This window comes from Micromonospora matsumotoense (genome assembly GCF_900091525.1).
Taxonomy (GTDB): Bacteria; Actinomycetota; Actinomycetes; order Mycobacteriales; family Micromonosporaceae; genus Micromonospora; species Micromonospora matsumotoensis.
Genome location: NZ_FMCU01000006.1, coordinates 208,763 through 223,806, shown reverse-complemented (window position 1 = coordinate 223,806; position 15,044 = coordinate 208,763). Strand labels below are relative to the sequence as shown.

General features: G+C 73.8%; 14 protein-coding genes and 1 pseudogene. 6 read left to right on the top strand and 9 right to left on the bottom strand.

What is annotated here, in order from left to right; translation table 11 throughout:
• The first annotated feature begins 103 nt into the window (after nucleotides 1-103).
• The gene (locus GA0070216_RS14950; RefSeq protein ID WP_091245817.1) at nucleotides 104-1,696 is read left to right on the top strand and encodes a CAP domain-containing protein; all 1,593 of its coding nucleotides are present in this window, start codon (nucleotides 104-106) and stop codon (nucleotides 1,694-1,696) included.
• Between the two features lie 111 nt (nucleotides 1,697-1,807).
• The gene (locus GA0070216_RS14945) at nucleotides 1,808-2,704 is read left to right on the top strand and encodes an endo alpha-1,4 polygalactosaminidase (RefSeq protein ID WP_091246238.1); all 897 of its coding nucleotides are present in this window, start codon (nucleotides 1,808-1,810) and stop codon (nucleotides 2,702-2,704) included.
• A gap of 105 nt (nucleotides 2,705-2,809) precedes the next feature.
• Here GA0070216_RS14945 and GA0070216_RS14940 read toward each other — a convergent pair whose 3' ends face one another.
• From GA0070216_RS14940 to rsmD, 9 genes and pseudogenes are all read right to left on the bottom strand, one after another.
• Complete coding sequence (locus tag GA0070216_RS14940) at nucleotides 2,810-5,026, bottom strand: MMPL family transporter (RefSeq protein ID WP_091245814.1); 2,217 nt, start codon at nucleotides 5,024-5,026, stop codon at nucleotides 2,810-2,812.
• Between the two features lie 223 nt (nucleotides 5,027-5,249).
• On the bottom strand, nucleotides 5,250-6,107 hold the full coding sequence (mutM, locus tag GA0070216_RS14935) for a bifunctional DNA-formamidopyrimidine glycosylase/DNA-(apurinic or apyrimidinic site) lyase (RefSeq protein WP_091246236.1): 858 nt from the start codon (nucleotides 6,105-6,107) through the stop codon (nucleotides 5,250-5,252).
• Nucleotides 6,108-6,327: 220 nt separating this feature from the next.
• A pseudogene (rnc, locus tag GA0070216_RS14930) lies at nucleotides 6,328-7,059 on the bottom strand (ribonuclease III); the annotation flags it as partial.
• Between the two features lie 109 nt (nucleotides 7,060-7,168).
• Nucleotides 7,169-8,194 carry a phosphate acyltransferase PlsX gene (locus GA0070216_RS14925; protein ID WP_091245811.1) on the bottom strand — a complete coding sequence of 342 codons (1,026 nt, stop codon included), beginning with the start codon at nucleotides 8,192-8,194 and terminating at the stop codon, nucleotides 7,169-7,171.
• 114 nt (nucleotides 8,195-8,308) lie between these two features.
• Nucleotides 8,309-8,482, bottom strand: coding sequence for a 50S ribosomal protein L32 (rpmF, locus tag GA0070216_RS14920; protein ID WP_091245808.1), 174 nt, complete (start codon nucleotides 8,480-8,482; stop codon nucleotides 8,309-8,311).
• 5 nt (nucleotides 8,483-8,487) lie between these two features.
• Nucleotides 8,488-9,051, bottom strand: a complete 564-nt coding sequence (locus tag GA0070216_RS14915; RefSeq protein WP_091245803.1) for a YceD family protein — start codon at nucleotides 9,049-9,051, stop codon at nucleotides 8,488-8,490.
• Between the two features lie 110 nt (nucleotides 9,052-9,161).
• Entirely contained in the window at nucleotides 9,162-9,659 is a 498-nt protein-coding gene (locus tag GA0070216_RS14910) for an SPFH domain-containing protein (RefSeq protein ID WP_091245801.1), read from the bottom strand.
• A gap of 153 nt (nucleotides 9,660-9,812) precedes the next feature.
• Nucleotides 9,813-10,298: a pantetheine-phosphate adenylyltransferase gene (gene coaD, locus GA0070216_RS14905; protein ID WP_091245797.1), complete on the bottom strand. Its 486-nt coding sequence runs from the start codon at nucleotides 10,296-10,298 to the stop codon at nucleotides 9,813-9,815.
• Nucleotides 10,295-10,858: a 16S rRNA (guanine(966)-N(2))-methyltransferase RsmD gene (rsmD, locus tag GA0070216_RS14900; protein ID WP_091245793.1), complete on the bottom strand. Its 564-nt coding sequence runs from the start codon at nucleotides 10,856-10,858 to the stop codon at nucleotides 10,295-10,297. Before rsmD ends, coaD begins: the two co-directional genes overlap by 4 nt.
• Before the next feature lie 306 nt (nucleotides 10,859-11,164).
• Here rsmD and GA0070216_RS34550 point away from each other — a divergent pair, with 306 nt between their 5' ends.
• The 4 genes from GA0070216_RS34550 to GA0070216_RS14875 all read left to right on the top strand — a co-directional run bounded on the left by GA0070216_RS34550 (nucleotide 11,165) and on the right by GA0070216_RS14875 (nucleotide 14,965).
• Nucleotides 11,165-12,439, top strand: a complete 1,275-nt coding sequence (locus GA0070216_RS34550) for a hypothetical protein (protein WP_176738970.1) — start codon at nucleotides 11,165-11,167, stop codon at nucleotides 12,437-12,439.
• A 98-nt stretch (nucleotides 12,440-12,537) separates the two neighbouring features.
• Nucleotides 12,538-13,392: an ABC transporter ATP-binding protein gene (locus GA0070216_RS14885; protein ID WP_091245781.1), complete on the top strand. Its 855-nt coding sequence runs from the start codon at nucleotides 12,538-12,540 to the stop codon at nucleotides 13,390-13,392.
• Between the two features lie 10 nt (nucleotides 13,393-13,402).
• Nucleotides 13,403-14,164, top strand: a complete 762-nt coding sequence (locus GA0070216_RS14880) for an ABC transporter permease (RefSeq protein ID WP_091245775.1) — start codon at nucleotides 13,403-13,405, stop codon at nucleotides 14,162-14,164.
• 30 nt (nucleotides 14,165-14,194) lie between these two features.
• Nucleotides 14,195-14,965, top strand: coding sequence for a MerR family transcriptional regulator (locus tag GA0070216_RS14875; RefSeq protein ID WP_091245771.1), 771 nt, complete (start codon nucleotides 14,195-14,197; stop codon nucleotides 14,963-14,965).
• Nucleotides 14,966-15,044 lie beyond the last annotated feature (79 nt).

The following is a 15,044-nucleotide window of genomic DNA, read 5'->3' as shown; positions in this document are numbered from 1 at the left end:
GGACGCCTGTCTGGCCTTAACTCTTCCTTAGCCGCATTGCCGCTGTTCCCGTTGCCGCCGTAGCGTCACCCCGGCCCGCAACCGACCCGTGGAGGCGACAGGCGTGTACGGCTGGACCGATCGGAACGACCCGGACGCCGAATACCGACGGCCACAGCCGTCGGCGGACGACCCGGCCTGGCTGACCGACCGCCCCGAGCCCCGCTCGGCGTACCTCTTCGGTGACGACCCGGCGCAGGACGGACCGGCGCAGCCGGGACCCGGTGCGGCCGGGACCTCCGCCGGACGTTTCGAGGACGGGGCCGACCACCCCGCCCGACCCGCCCCCGCCGCCGACCGCGGGGCCGATGCGCCGCGCGGCCGGCACCCGGCGGAGCCGACCGGGACGTGGCGGGAGGAGCAGACGGACCGGTGGCGGGACGAGCCGACCGGCCAGTGGACCGGGGAACCCGCCGGGCAGTGGCCCGCCGCCGACCAGGCCGACCGCTGGCCGGACGAGCAGGCCGGAACGTGGCAGGGCGAACGCGCCGACCACCCGCAGGCTGAGCGGACCGGTTCCTGGCAGGGCGAACACACCGGGTCATGGCAGGGCGAACAGGCCGACCGGTGGCAGGACGCGCAGGGCGGTTCCTGGCAGGACGCACAGGGCGAACAGGGCGACCGGTGGCAGGACGCGCAGGAGGCGCAGGCCGGCCAGTGGCACGGTGAACGGGCCGGGCCGCGGCAGGACGAGGCCGACGACCGGTGGCAGGGCCCGCAGACCGGGCAGTGGAGCGGGGAGACGCCCCGGGCCGCCGCACCGGACGGGCCCTGGGAGGTCGAACAGGACGGACAGGCGTACCGGGGCGGAGCCGGGCCGCTGCCCGCCGACCGGGACGCCACCGCGTTCGCCCCGGCGGTCGTGCCGGTCGGCGGACGCTTGACGCCGACCGACCGCGACCGGCCACGCCGCCGGCTGAAGCGTCCGCTGCTCATCGGCGGGGCCGCCGCCGCGGCGACCCTGGTGGTGAGCCTCGGCATCGGCGCGCTGATGCTGCCCGACGACGACGAGCGCGCCGACCGGGCCGCCTTCGACGCGCCGGTGGCCACCGCTCCGGTCATCCCGGACGCCGCGCCGAGCACCGACGCCCCGGCCTCCCCGAGCCCGTCGCCGAGCCCGTCGACGGCGTCCCCGACCCCGAGCCCGTCGCCGAGCCGGACCGTCACGCCGACGCCGAGCCCGAGCCGGACTCAGGCGGCGTCCCGGCAGACCACCCGGGGCGGTGCCATTCCCACCGCGGCGACCACCACCCGGGCCGCGACCAGCGGGGGCGGGGGCAGTCAGGCCCAGCAGGTCGTCGACCTGGTCAACGCCGAGCGGGCCAAGGCCGGCTGCGCCGCCGTCACGGTGGACGACAAGTTGACCCTCGCCGCCCAGCAGCACAGCCAGGACCAGGCCGACCACAAGAGCATGACGCACACCGGCAGCGACGGCAGCAACGCCGGGCAGCGGCTGGACCGGGCCGGCTACTCCTGGCGCACCTACGGCGAGAACGTCGCCTGGAACCAGCAGACCCCGGCGGCGGTGATGAACGCCTGGATGAACAGCTCCGGTCACCGGGCCAACATCCTCAACTGCGCGTTCACCGAGATCGGCGTGGGCGTGGCCAGCAGCAACGGGCCGTACTGGACACAGAACTTCGCCGCCCCGCGCTGAGCGGGGACGACCTGGCCCCCCGGTGACGACGCGACCGCGTCGTCACCGGGGGGCGTTCGTTTGACCGGGTGAGGCGTGCGGCGGGCACCGCACGGGACCCGGGAGCTGCCGATGCGGATCCGGCTGCCAGCGTCCGCGACGCGCGGTGGACGCTCCGCTGCGCCCGCCCGGCCACCGGGCCGCCGGGTGCTGCCGGCCGCCGTGGCACTCGCCCTGCTGACCCCGGTGTACGCCTGCCGTCCCGACCTCGGGCCACCCGGCGCACCGACCCCCTGGCCGCCCGGCACGGCCCGGCAGTGGCGGTGGCAGTGGCAGCTCACCGGGCCGGTCGACACCACCGTCGAGGCCGACGTCTTCCTCCTCGACCCGGTCCGGGTGAGCGCTGCCGAGACGGGCGCGCTGCGGCGGCGGGACCGGCGGTTGATCTGTCACGTGCCGGTCGGGATGTACGCCGGGAGCGACCCGGACGCCGACCGCTACCCGGCGGCGGTCCGCGGCGGTGTGGCCGGGCGGCCCGGGAGTCGTTGGGTGGACGTCCGGCGGTGGGACCTGCTGCGTCCCGTCCTGGCCGACCGGTTCCGGCTCTGCCGGGGCAAGGGTTTCGGCGCGGTGGCCCTCGTCGACGCCGACGGGTACGCCCACCGGTCGGGCTTCCCGCTCGACTTCGACGATCAGTTGATCTTCAACCGCCGAGCGGCCGGGCTGGCCCGCACCCTGGGCCTCTCCCCCGGCCTGGTCGGCGACGTCGCACAGGTGACCGCGCTGGCCCCGGACTTCGACTTCGCGGTCGACGAGGAGTGCGTCCGGCTGCGCCGCTGCGCCGAGCTGCTTCCCTTCGCCGACGCGGGCAAGCCGGTGTTCCAGGTCGAGTACGCCGGAGACCCGGCGCGTTTCTGCGTGACGACCGTCGGCTACGGCTTCGTCTCGATCCGCAAGAACCGCGCCCTGGACGCCTGGCGGGCACCCTGCCCCACCGCCCCCGGGCCGGCCCCCGGCCCGCCGGGCTGACCCGGACCGCGCGCTGCGGTCCGGGTCAGCCGCGCCGCCGGTCACGGCGCTGCACCACCAAACGGGCGGTCACCGGCGGCGGGTGGGCGGGGGCGGGACCGGCGGTCAGTGCGCCCCGACCAGCTCCGGCGTCGGGTCGGCCGGTGGGGTGGCAGGCCGGCTGCGCGCGCGCAGGAAGCGCGGCGCCCACCAGTTGGCCTCGCCGAGCAGGGTCATCACGGACGGCAGCACCACCGCCCGGATGATCGTGGCATCCAGCAGGATCGCCGCGGCCAGCCCGATGCCGAGCTGCTTCATGTCGATCGTGCTGAGCGAGGCGAAGATCGCGAACACCCCCACCATCACGATCGCCGCGCTGGTCACCACCCCCGCCGAGGAGGTGATGCCGTACGCCACCGCGTCGGCGTTGGACCTGCCGGCCCGGATGCCCTCCCGGATCCGGCTGACCACGAAGACGTGGTAGTCCATGGAGAGCCCGAAGAGCACCACGAAGAGGAACAACGGCAGCCAGGAGACGATCGCCCCCATCGAGGTGAAGCCGAGCAGTCCCTGCGCCCAACTGCCCTGGAAGACCAGCACCAGCAGGCCGTAGGCGGCCCCCGCGGAGAGCAGGTTGAGCAGGATCGAGGTGAGGGCCACCACGACCGACCGGAACGTCCAGGTCATCACCAGGAAGGTCAGCGCCAGCACGAAGGCCATCACCAGCGGCAGCTTCTCCCGGATGTGCCGGGCGTAGTCCTCGCTGGCGGCCACCCCGCCACCGACGGCGTACTCGACGCCGGGGATGCCGCGCAGCGCGGCCGGCAGCAGGTCGGCGCGGAGTTCGTGCAGCGACTGCACCGCCCGGTCGTCCCGGCTGGCGTACGGGGTGGCCACCTCCAGCACCGACACCCGGCGGTCCGCCGACACCTCGATCTTCGGGCCGTCCGCCTCGACCGGGGCGAAGAGCGGGTCGGCGGCGGCATCGCGGGCCAGCCCGGTCAGCGCGGCGTGGACCTGGTCGGCCTGTCCGGCCGGGGCCCGGACGGCCACCGTGTGACTGGTGCCGGTGCTCGGGAAGGCGGCGGTCAGCCGGTCGTACGCCTGCATGGCCGGGGTGGTCCGGGGCAGGTCCTCCATGCCGGGGAACTTCAGCTTCATGCCGAGCGCCGGGGCGGCCAGGGCGAGCAGCAGTCCCACCGAGACGATCAGGGTGGCCCGGGGCGCACGCAGCGCGGGCCGCAGCACCGCCGGCCAGAACCGGGGCCGGGCGGGCTGCCCGTGCCGGCCGGTGCGCGGCGCGGTGAGTCGCCAGAGCAGCGGCACCCTGGGCCGGTCCACCCAGCGGCCCAGCTTGGCCAGGAGTGCCGGCAGCACGGTCAGCGAGCCGGTCACCGCGACGGCGACCACCAGGATCGAGCCGACGGCCAGGGAGGAGAAGACCACGTCGTCGGCGAGCATCAGGCCGGCCATCGAGATGATCACCGCGAAGCCGGAGACGACCACGGCGTGCCCGGACGTCTCGGCGGCGATCTCCACCGCGTCCAGCCCGGACCGGCCCTTGGCCCGTTCCTCCCGTTCCCGCCGGACGTAGAACAGCGAGTAGTCCACCCCGACGGCCATCCCGATCAGCAGGATCACGCTGGCCGTGGTGTCCGTGGCGGGCACCAGGTGGGAGGCGAGGGTGGACAGTCCCATCGCGGCGGCCACCGAGGAGAGCGCCAGCAGCACCGGCACCCCGGCGGCGATCAACGCGCCGAACGCGACGATCAGGATGGCCAGGGTGACCGGCAGGCTGAGCAGCTCGGCCCGCTTGAAGTCCCGGCCCAGGGTGTCGTCCAGCGCCTGGTTGATCGACGGCCCGCCGACCTGCTCGATCCGCAGCTGCGGGTGGGCGGTCTGGACCCCGGCGGTGGCGTCGCGCAACGGCTGGACCCGGTCGGCGGCGGTCTGCGGGTCGCCGGCCAGGGTGATCGGCACCAGCAGCGCCGCACCGTCGGCCGACGACACCGGGGCACCGACCGATGCCACGCCGGTGACCTGCCGCAGCCGGTCGGTCGCGTCGGTCGCCGCGGCCTGCGCGGCGGCCCGGTCCAGGGTGCCGGTACGCGGGGTGATGAGGATGTTCTCCACCGCCGGATCGGTGAACTTCCCGTCGGCGACGATCACGTCGGCGTGACCGGACTCGCCGATCGCCTGGTCCGCGCTGGTGGCCTCGTTCAGGCCGGCGGCGCTGCCCCCGACGAAACACACCGCCACGAAGACCACCCAGAGCGCGATCGCGCGCCACGGGTGCTCGGCGCTCCACCGCGCCAACCGCACCGTCACCGGTCTGCCGCCCATCTCCGTCGGGCCCCCTTTCCGCCGGCGCCGCGCCGACCGTGCTGACGCTAGGGACGGCGGCGGTGGGGCACATCGGGGAACGGCCCCGGCCCGCCCCCGATGGCGCGGAGGCGGGCGGGCCGGGTCGACCGGGACGACCGAACGGGTGGATCGGCGGAAATCCGGCACCGGCACGGAGTGCCGTCGGCGCGGCACACCGGCGCAACCCCGAACCGGCTCGGGGTCACCCCCTGAGGGCACCCCGGGGGCGGGGCTGACAACGGGGGCAGCTGTACGACGACCGGTTCATGAACGCCTCCCGGCGGATCGGCGCCCCGCAACGGCGGCAGGGCTCCCCTTCCCGGCCGTAGGCGTTGAGTGACCGGTCGAAGTAGCCGCTCTCCCCGTTGACGTCGACGTACAGGTCGTCGAAGCTGGTGCCGCCCTGCTTGATCGCCTCGGCCAGGACGTCCCGCACGTGCCCGAGCAGCCGACCCGCGGCGGGGGCGGTCAACGCGTCGGTCGGGCGGGCACCGTGCAGCCCGGCCCGCCACAGCGCCTCGTCGGCGTAGATGTTGCCGACCCCGGAGATCAGCGTCTGGTCCAGCAGGGCCCGCTTCACCTCCGTACGGCGTCGGCGCAGGGCGGCGACGAACCCGGCGTCGGAGAATTCCGGGTCCATCGGGTCGCGGGCGATGTGCGCGATCTCGCCGGGCAGCTCGGCCCCACCATCGCTGACCGCGAGCCCGCCGAACGTCCGCTGGTCGACGAAGCGCAACTGCGGCCCGTCGTCGGCGAACCGGAACCGGACCCGCAGGTGCAGCTCGTCGGCCGCCTCGGCCGGCTGGAGCAGCAGCTGCCCCGACATGCCCAGGTGGCCGACGAGCGCGTCACCGCTGTCCAGCGGTAGCCAGAGGTACTTGCCGCGCCGCCGTACGTCGGTCACCGTCCGGCCGGCCAGCACGTCGGCGAAGTGCGCCGGGCCGGGGACGTGCCGCCGCACGGCCCGGGGGTGGCGCACCTCCACCGTCGAGATCCGGCGGCCGGTGACCCACTGGGCCAGCCCCTGCCGCACCGTCTCGACCTCGGGCAGCTCAGGCACGGCCCAGTCCCGCCTCGGCGGTCTCGTCTCCCGCCGGCTGCCCGGCGTCGGCGGGCCCACCCGGCCGGCCGGCGCCGTTCGACACCGCGGTCCCGTTCGACCCGGGCGACCCACCGGCCCCGGAGTCGAGGTCGGAGTCGGCGGCCGGGCCGGACCCGGCGGCCCCGTCCACCCCGGCGGAGCCGGTCGACGCGGCCGGGGCGAGGGGGTCGGGCTGCGCGGCGTCCGCACGGTCCCGCTCGGCCTGCGCGGTCAGCTCCCGCCAGGCCGCCTCGGCGGCCCGCTGCTCGGCCTCCTTCTTGCTACGGCCCTCGGACCCGCCGTAACGGTTGCCGGCCACCACCACCCAGGCGGTGAAGGTCTTCAGGTGATCGGGGCCGGTGCCCTCGATCCGGTACTCGGGCACGCCCAACCCCAGCGCGGCGGTCAACTCCTGGAGGCTGGTCTTCCAGTCCAGCGCGGCACCCCGGCCCGCCGACTCGGCCATCAGCGGATCGAACAGCCGGTGGATGACGACCGCCGCGGTGTCCAGCCCGTACTGGAGGTAGATCGCGCCGAGCAGCGCCTCCAGGGTGTCGGCGAGGATGCTCGCCTTGTCCCGTCCGCCGGTGCTCTCCTCCCCCTTGCCGAGCAGCAGATAGGCGCCGAGCCCGTCCGGGCCGAGCCCCCGCGCCACGTCGGCCAGGGCGCGCATGTTGACCACGCTGGCCCGCAGCTTCGCCAACTGCCCCTCGGGCAGGTCCGGGTGGTTGCGGAACAGCGCCGTGGTGATCACCACGCCGAGCACCGAGTCACCGAGGAACTCCAGCCGCTCGTTGGTGGGCAGCCCGCCGTTCTCGTACGCGTACGACCGGTGGGTCAGCGCCCGCTCCAACAGCTCGGCGTCGAGGGTCACCCCGAACGCCGCCTCCAGGTGGCTGGCGGGCGCGCGCCGCCGCTTGTCGTTCGTCATGCTCTTACCTCTGCTTCGTTCCCGCCGGCGGGGTACGCGGGCTCATGACCCGCGCGCCGGGCGACCTGTTCGTTCAGGACTGCGAGGCTGGCCGGCGCACGCCTGGTGCTCATGGCCATCCCTTCGGCTCGCGGCGATCTGCCGCGGGGTGCCCGGCGGACCCGGCCAGCGCCTCCCCGTGCTCCTGGTCGGTGCCGTCGCCGGTCGGCAGGCCGGCGATCTGCTCCCGGACCCGGTCGGTGGCCCGGCGACGCCACAGGTGGGCGGCCAGGGCGATGCCGGAGGCGACGTCGTCGGGGGTCGCCGCGCCGTGGCAGACCACCACGGTGCCGGCCACCCCGAGCAGGGCCGCCGCCCGTGGGGCGCCACCGCTGGCCGGTGGGCCCCCGGCCATCGCGTACGCCCCCTCGATGGCCTTGAGCAGCACGTTACCGGTGAAGCCGTCGGTGACCACCACGTCGGCGCGCAGGCCCAGCGTCACGTCGTAGCCCTCGACCAGGCCGACGTAACGGGCGTCGCAGGGCAGTGGGGCGGCGGCGAGCAGGGGGTCGGCGGCGCGGCGGGGGCGGTCCCCCTTGCCGGCCTCGGTGCCGACCGAGAGCAGGCCGACCCGGGGCGCGACGATGGCGTGCGCGACGGCGGCGTAGGCCGCGCCGAGCACGGCGTGCCGCGCCAGGGTGGCCGGGCGGGGTTCCAGCGAGCCGCCGACGTCGAGCAGGATCACCGGCCCGGAGACGGCCGGTAGGCTCGCCACCAGCGCGGGCCGGCGCACGTCGGTCCAGCGGCCGAAGCCGAGGGCGGCGGCGGAGACGGTGGCACCGGTGGACCCGGCGGAGACGAGCGCGTCGGCAGCGCCGTCGCGGACGGCGGAGACGGCCGCGCGGACGGTGCTGTCGGCGCGCGGCGCATGGTCGGCCGGCCCGGCGGCGGTACGGGTCGCGCGGATCGTGATCCGGGTTCGTTGCGCCGGGGTCAGGGCGTCGACCACCCCGGCCGCGACCTCGGTCGGGCCGACGAGCAGCAGGTGCAGGTCCGGGTCGGCGCGCACCGCCCGCAGAGCGCCGTCAACCACGACGGCGGGAGCTTCGTCCCCGCCGAGGAGGTCAACGGCGATCCGCGCGGTGCCCGGCCCCATCGGGACGCCGGCCGGAGCGGGCCGGCCGACGTCGGAGGGAGCCGGGGCACCGGGCGATCGCCTGGGTGCGCGCGCCACCCGACCTGTGGTCGGGGGTGTCACTCGGTGTCCAGGTCAGACCTCGAGAACCTGGCGGCCGTTGTACGTGCCGCAGACGGAGCACGCCGCGTGTCCCAGCTTGGGGGACTTGCACTGCGGGCAGGCCACGGTCGGCACCACGGCCGCCTTCCAGTTCGCCCGGCGGGACCGGGTGTTGCTGCGCGACATCTTGCGCTTCGGGACGGCCACGGTTCCTACTCCTCTGTACGGTTCAGTTGCGACAGGCTCGCCCAACGCGGGTCGGTCTGCTGGTGACTGTGGTCGGCCGGCAGATCGTCCCAGTGCACCCCGCACTCGGGGCACAACCCTGGGCAGTCCTCCCGGCAGAGCGGGTTGGTCGGCAGCGTGAGCACCACCGCGTCCCGCAGCGCCGGCTCCAGGTCGATCAGATCGTCCTGCATCCGGCCCACCTCGTCCTCGTCGGTCGTGTCGTCCGTGGTGCTGTTCGCGTACGCGTACAACTCCTGGACGTTCACGGCCACCGAGTAGTCGATCTCGCGCAGGCAACGGCCGCACTCGCCCTGGACGGGACCGGTGATGGTCCCGGAGACGAGCACGCCCTCGGACACCGACTCCAACCTCAGGTCGAGGTCGAGGTCTGCGCCCACCGGCACGGTGATCAACTCCACGCCGAGGTCTGCCGGTGCCGGCACGACCCGCCGATGCGTACGCAACGCACCAGGGCGACGCGGCAGGTCCCTCGTGTCGAGGACCAGCGGCGCCCTGGGGTTGAGTGATGAAGGCGAGTGTTTGGGCATAGTCAGACTCCGGCCGGTGAGAGGCCGACAAAAAAGGTTACCTGGGCGACCGCCGGATCGTCGAACCGGGGGCGACGCCCGACCCGTCCGTCGGTGCGATGAGGTGCCGCTCAGAAGGGTAGCGGGCGCTCCGCCTCCTCCCCACCGAAGGTGCCGATCTCCCGCAGGGCGTGCATCTTGTCCCGCCCACGCTCGATCGACGCCAGCGCCCGGGTGAGGAACTGCTCGAAGTTCGCCAGCGCGGTGTCGACGTAGTCGTCGACCTCCTCACGCAGCCGCTGCGCCTCGGCGCGGGCCTCCGCGATGATCCGGGCCCCCTCGTGCTCGGCGGAGACCGTGATCTCGTTCACCGACACCAGCCGGGCGTGTTCCGCCTCACCCTCGCTGATGATCCGGTCGGCCTCCCGCTTGCCAGCGTCCATGATCTTGTCCCGCTCCTCCAGGAGGGCGGCGGCGCGGCGCAGGTCGGCGGGGAGGTTGGCGCGCATCTCGTCGAGAGCCGCGATCATCTCGCCCCGGTCGACCATGCAGTTGTTGCGCGACATCGGGACGGAGCGCGCCTGCTCCAGCACGCCGATCAGTTCGTCGATGCGATCGAGCGGGTCCACCGGTACCTCACTCCTGTCGTTCGTCTGCCGACCTACATGATGCGGCCTGCGCCCGACTTCGGCGCTGCACCACATGATGTCGTGCCCCGACCACCACCGCCGCCACCACCCCGGCCCGACGCGCCGCCCGCGTCCGGTGGGCCGGGTGGACGGTCAGGGGCGCGGAACGGTCAGGCGGGCCTGCAACGCCTGCCGGACGGTGTCGGGAACGTGGGAGGAGATGTCGCCACCCCACTTGGCCACGTCCTTGACCAGGCTGGAGGAGAGGAACGAGTAGAGCGGATTGGTCGGCATGAACAGCGTCTCCACGCCGGCCAGGCCGATGTTCATCTGGGCCATCTGCAACTCGTAGTCGAAGTCGCTGACCGCCCGCAGGCCCTTGATCAGCACACTCGCCTCCTGCGCTCGGCAGAAGTCGACAAGCAGCCCACGGAAGGACGCGACCCGCACGTTGCCGTACGAGGAGGTCACCTCGCGGAGCATGTCGATCCGCTCCTCGACGGTGAACAGGCCGCTCTTCGACTGGTTCACCAGCACGCCGACGATCACCTCGTCGAAGAGCCGACTGGCCCGTCCGATGATGTCGAGGTGCCCGTTGGTGACCGGGTCGAACGAGCCGGGACACACCGCACGTCTCATGATCGGCGACCGTACCAAAGAGTGGTCTCGCCGTAACGCCGGCTGCGTTCGGCGGTGATGCCCTGCACCCAGTCGACCGGTCCGCTGCGGGTGGACCGCTCGACCACCACCAGCGCGTCGGGGGCGAGCCAGGCGTGCTCGACCAGGGCGGCCAGCAGGGCGGCGATCTCGGCGTCGGGCACCGCGTAGGGGGGGTCGGCGAAGACCACGTCGTACGGCTCGTCGCCGGGGCCGGCCGCGAGCACGCCGGCCACCCTGCCGGTGACCAGCCGGGCGGCCGGGGCGGCCCGGAGCACGGCGACGTTCTCCCGGATCACCCGGGCGGCCCGGGGATCGGATTCGACCAGCAGCACGTGCGCCGCGCCCCGGGACAGCGCCTCCAGCCCGACCGCGCCGGAGCCGGCGTACAGGTCGGCGAAGCGCGCGCCGACCAGGTCCACCTCGGCGGAGACCGCACTGAACAGCGCCTCCCGCACCCGGTCGGAGGTGGGGCGGGTGCCGGCGCCGGGGGGTGCGGCGATCCGCCGACCGCCGAGCGTGCCGGCCACGATCCGGGTCACCGTCTCCCCCTGTGCATGCGTGTGACGCTACGCGACACGCGCGGCGGACGGACAGCGCGGTGCGCCCCGCCCCGGTGTTCAGATGATCACTTACGGTACATCAAAGATTTCAGATGCATAACAACACCCGTGGTGCCAGCTGTGCGCTATGTCCGGGTCGGCAGGCCCATTAGGGTCGGCCCGGTGCCGGCGCCGCTCCGCCGGCCGGTGCGCCGCACGGCGCCGTCGCGGCGCTCCGCACGCCCGCCGCGACCCGGCAACGCCGTCCTCGCCGCACCCTGACGCACCCTCACCCCGGGAGTACGCGTGATCCGTCCCCAGCTGTCGCTCCGGCGACCGCTCGCCGTGACCGCCGCCGCCCTGGCCGGCCTGGCCACGGTCCTTGCCTGCACCGCCCCGGCGAGCGCCAGCCCGGCCTCGCCGTCCCCCACGGCCACCACGGCGGTGTCCCCGACGCCCAGCGCGACGGCCACCACCCCGTCGGGCGAGCAGCCCACGCCGTCCTGCGTCGCCGCCGCCGACGCGCGTTACACGCACACCTTCGACGGTCCGGCGGGCCGCGCCTCGATCACCCTGACCAACGGCCCGCTCTGCCGGGGCGAGGAGCAGGAACTGGCCCTGGTGTCGTACGTGACGCCGTCGGCGAAGTTCGCCGTGCCGCAGTACGTGCTCGACAAGTCGATCAAGAAGTTCACCGGGGTCGCCCCGGGCGAGCTGGGGGTGGCCACCCTCGACTTCGCCGTCGAGGTGCCGAACTGCTACACCCAGGTCGACTTCGTCTTCGGCAGCAAGCTGATCGACCCGCTGACCGACACCAGCGACCGGTACGGCGACCGTAAGGTCGGCAGCCCGTCCGGCATCGGCGCCCGCTCCACCGGCCCGCGCGCCTGGTTCAACGGCGGCTCGGGCACCTGCTCGGCGGCGCCCGAGGTGATCGTCGAGTCCGACTGCGACGGCAACGTCGAGCTGACCCTGGTCAACCGCAGTGGCAACGCCGCGGCGACGTTCACCATCACCGGCAGTGGCGGCTTCACCGAGAAGGTGACCGTCCCGCTGCGCAAGATCGAGAAGCGGAAGCTCAGCGCCGGGGAGGCGCAGGAGATCACCGTGACGGCCGCCGGCATGAAGGACTTCACCGGCGGCTGGCAGAAGCCCGAGGACTGCCAGCAGCCCGGGGTCGGCACGCCCGACGCCAGCTACGAGTCCAGCTGCGACAAGATGATCTTCCGGATCAGCAACCCTGAGGACGGCACCCCGCTGACCTCCGTCTTCACCCCCAACAAGGGCGAGCCCAAGAAGCTGACCGTCGAGCCCGGCCGGACCGGCACGGTCAGCTTCCCCGCCCGCAAGGGCCTCACCGTCACCGTCACCGGTGACCTCGACTCCGGCGGCCCGCTCAAGTGGGAGCAGCCGAAGGACTGCCCGTCCACCGGTGGCGGTGGCGGCGGCGACCAGGAGGGCGGCCTCCCGGTGACCGGCGCGGCTGCCGGTGCCATCGCGGCCGGCGCGGCCACCCTGCTGGCGGCCGGCGCGGTGCTCTTCGTCGTCGCCCGACGTCGGCGGATCCGCTTCACCGTCTGACCCGCACCACGCCCGAGGGCGCGTCGACCGACCGGTCGACGCGCCCTCGGCATCTCCGGCTTGACACTGACGCAGCGTCAACCCCGGATGCTGACGCCATGTCAGCCGATCAGTCGACACCATCGCCGGCCCGCGGGCCCGCCATCCAGGTCCGGGGCCTGGAAAAGTCCTACCAGAAGTTGCACGTGCTGCGCGGGGTGGACTTCGACGTCACCCCGGGCAGCATCTTCGCCCTGCTCGGCTCCAACGGGGCGGGCAAGACCACCGTGGTACGCATCCTGGCCACCCTGCTCAAGCCGGACGGCGGGACGGCCCAGGTGCACGGTCTCGACGTCGTCACCCGGGCGGCGAGGGTGCGGGAGTCGATCAGCCTCACCGGGCAGTTCGCCGCCGTCGACGAGATCCTCACCGGCCGGGAGAACCTGGTGCTGGTCGCCCGGTTGCGGCACCTGTCGGACCCCGGTCGGATCGCGGACGACCTGCTCGGCCGCTTCGCGCTGACCGACGCGGCCGGCCGGCGGGTGTCGACGTACTCCGGTGGCATGCGCCGTCGCCTCGACATCGCGATGAGCCTCATCGGCGACCCGCCGGTGATCTTCCTCGACGAACCGACCACCGGGCTCGACCCGCAGGCCCGGCTGGAGGTGTGGCAGGCCGTCCGGGAACTCGCCCGGCAGGGCACCACCGTGCTGCTCACCACGCAGTACCTCGACGAGGCCGAGCAGCTCGCCGACCGGATCGCGGTCCTGCACCACGGGCGCATCATCGCCGACGGCACGCTGGCCGAACTCCGGCAGCTGCTCCCGCCCGCCACGGTCGAGTACGTCGAGAAGCAGCCGACGCTGGAGGACGTGTTCCTCGCCATCGTCGGCGACACCGGCACCGGCAGCACCGGCAGCACCCGCACCGACGCCACCGTGGCCGCCGTCCGCCCCGACGGCACGAGCAGCTGAGGACCCCCCGATGACCAGACACTTCCTCGGTGACACCGCCACCCTGCTGGGGCGGTCGCTGCGACACATCAGCCGCAGCCCGGACACCATCATCACCACCGCGATCATGCCGATCGCGTTCCTGCTGCTCTTCGTCTACGTGTTCGGCGGCGCGATCGAGACCGGGTCCGACCGGTACGTGAACTACCTGCTGCCCGGCATCCTGCTGATCACGGTCGTCTCGGGCATCTCCTACACCGCGTACCGGCTCTTCCTGGACCTCAAGGGCGGCACCTTCGAGCGGTTCCAGTCGATGCCGATCGCGCGCTCGGCGGTGCTCTGGGCACACGTGCTGACCTCGCTGGTCGCCAACCTGATCTCGCTCGTGGTGGTGGTGCTGGTGGCCCTCGCCATGGGCTTCCGTTCGGGGGCCGGCGTGCTGGGCTGGCTGGCGGTCACCGGCATCATGCTGCTGTTCACCCTGGCGCTGACCTGGCTCGCGGTCATCCCGGGCCTGACCGCCACGTCCGTCGACGGCGCGAGCGCGTTCTCCTACCCGCTCATCCTGCTGCCGTTCGTCAGCTCGGCCTTCGTGCCCACGGACAGCATGCCCGGCCCGGTGCGCGCCTTCGCCGAGCACCAGCCGGTGACCTCCATCGTGAACACCATCCGCGCCCTGTTCGCCGGGCAGCCGGTGGGCGGGCAGGTGTGGATCGCGCTCGCCTGGTGCGCCGGCCTCCTCGTCGTCGCGTACGCGGGCGCGATGGCCGTCCACCACCGCAAGGTCGGTTGACGGTGCTCCCGCGTCGGGCAGGCTGAGGCCATGTTGACGATCGGACGGCTGGCGTCCTACGCCGGGGTGACCATCCGCGCCGTGCGGCACTACCACCAGATCGGGCTGCTCGCGGAGCCGGAGCGCGACGCCTCCGGCTACCGGGCGTACGACGCGACCGCGGTGGTGCGGCTGGTCCGGATCCGGACCCTCGCCGAGGCCGGCGTCCCGCTGGCCCGGGTCCGTGAGCTGCTCGACGCCGACCCGGAGGCGTTCGCCGCCGCCACCACGGGGATCGACCAGCAGTTACGTGCCCAGATCCGCGCGCTGCAGGAGCACCGGCGGCGGATCGCCCGACTCAGCGGCGGTGACACCCTCGCCGTCCCCCGGGAGGTGGTCGACTACCTGGACCGGCTCCGGGCCGCCGGTGTGCCACCGGTCGCCGTCGAGGCCGAGCGGGACGTGTGGATCCTGATGGCGGCCCGCTGGCCGGACGCGATCCCGGCGATGATGGCCGACAAGGTGGCCCAGCTGGACAATCCCCAGGTCGTCCAGCTCTACCGGCTGGTCGGTCGGCTCGCGGAGAACTGGCAGGACGAGGAGTTGCTGCGCGAGACGGCCGACCTGATGGCCGAGATGTTCGCGCAGGCGGAGGCGAACGGCGAGCTGGAGCTGCAGGACGAGGTCACCCCCGACCCGGCGTTCGTCCGGCTGATGGACTCGTTGGCCGACGCCGCCCATCCCGTCGTGGGACGGCTGCGCAAGCTCGTCGCCGACCGGGGTTGGACCGGCTGGACCGTCGTCGAGAAACGCCGGTCCTGAGACGCCCCGCCGGGCCGGTGCGGCAAGGTGGCGGCGCCCGATCCGACGGCTGCCGCCCGACCACCGGCCCGGCGTGCTC

What these genes read in the sequence shown, in the direction of transcription:
- GA0070216_RS14885 (WP_091245781.1), top strand. Translation starts at nt 12,538, where the DNA reads ATGTCAGCCGATCAGTCGACACCATCGCCGGCCCGCGGGCCCGCCATC.
- GA0070216_RS14915 (WP_091245803.1), bottom strand. Translation starts at nt 9,051, where the DNA reads ATGCCCAAACACTCGCCTTCATCACTCAACCCCAGGGCGCCGCTGGTC.
- GA0070216_RS14875 (WP_091245771.1), top strand. Translation starts at nt 14,195, where the DNA reads ATGTTGACGATCGGACGGCTGGCGTCCTACGCCGGGGTGACCATCCGC.
- GA0070216_RS14945 (WP_091246238.1), top strand. Translation starts at nt 1,808, where the DNA reads ATGCGGATCCGGCTGCCAGCGTCCGCGACGCGCGGTGGACGCTCCGCT.
- coaD (WP_091245797.1), bottom strand. Translation starts at nt 10,298, where the DNA reads ATGAGACGTGCGGTGTGTCCCGGCTCGTTCGACCCGGTCACCAACGGG.
- GA0070216_RS14880 (WP_091245775.1), top strand. Translation starts at nt 13,403, where the DNA reads ATGACCAGACACTTCCTCGGTGACACCGCCACCCTGCTGGGGCGGTCG.
- GA0070216_RS14940 (WP_091245814.1), bottom strand. Translation starts at nt 5,026, where the DNA reads ATGGGCGGCAGACCGGTGACGGTGCGGTTGGCGCGGTGGAGCGCCGAG.
- GA0070216_RS14925 (WP_091245811.1), bottom strand. Translation starts at nt 8,194, where the DNA reads ATGGGGCCGGGCACCGCGCGGATCGCCGTTGACCTCCTCGGCGGGGAC.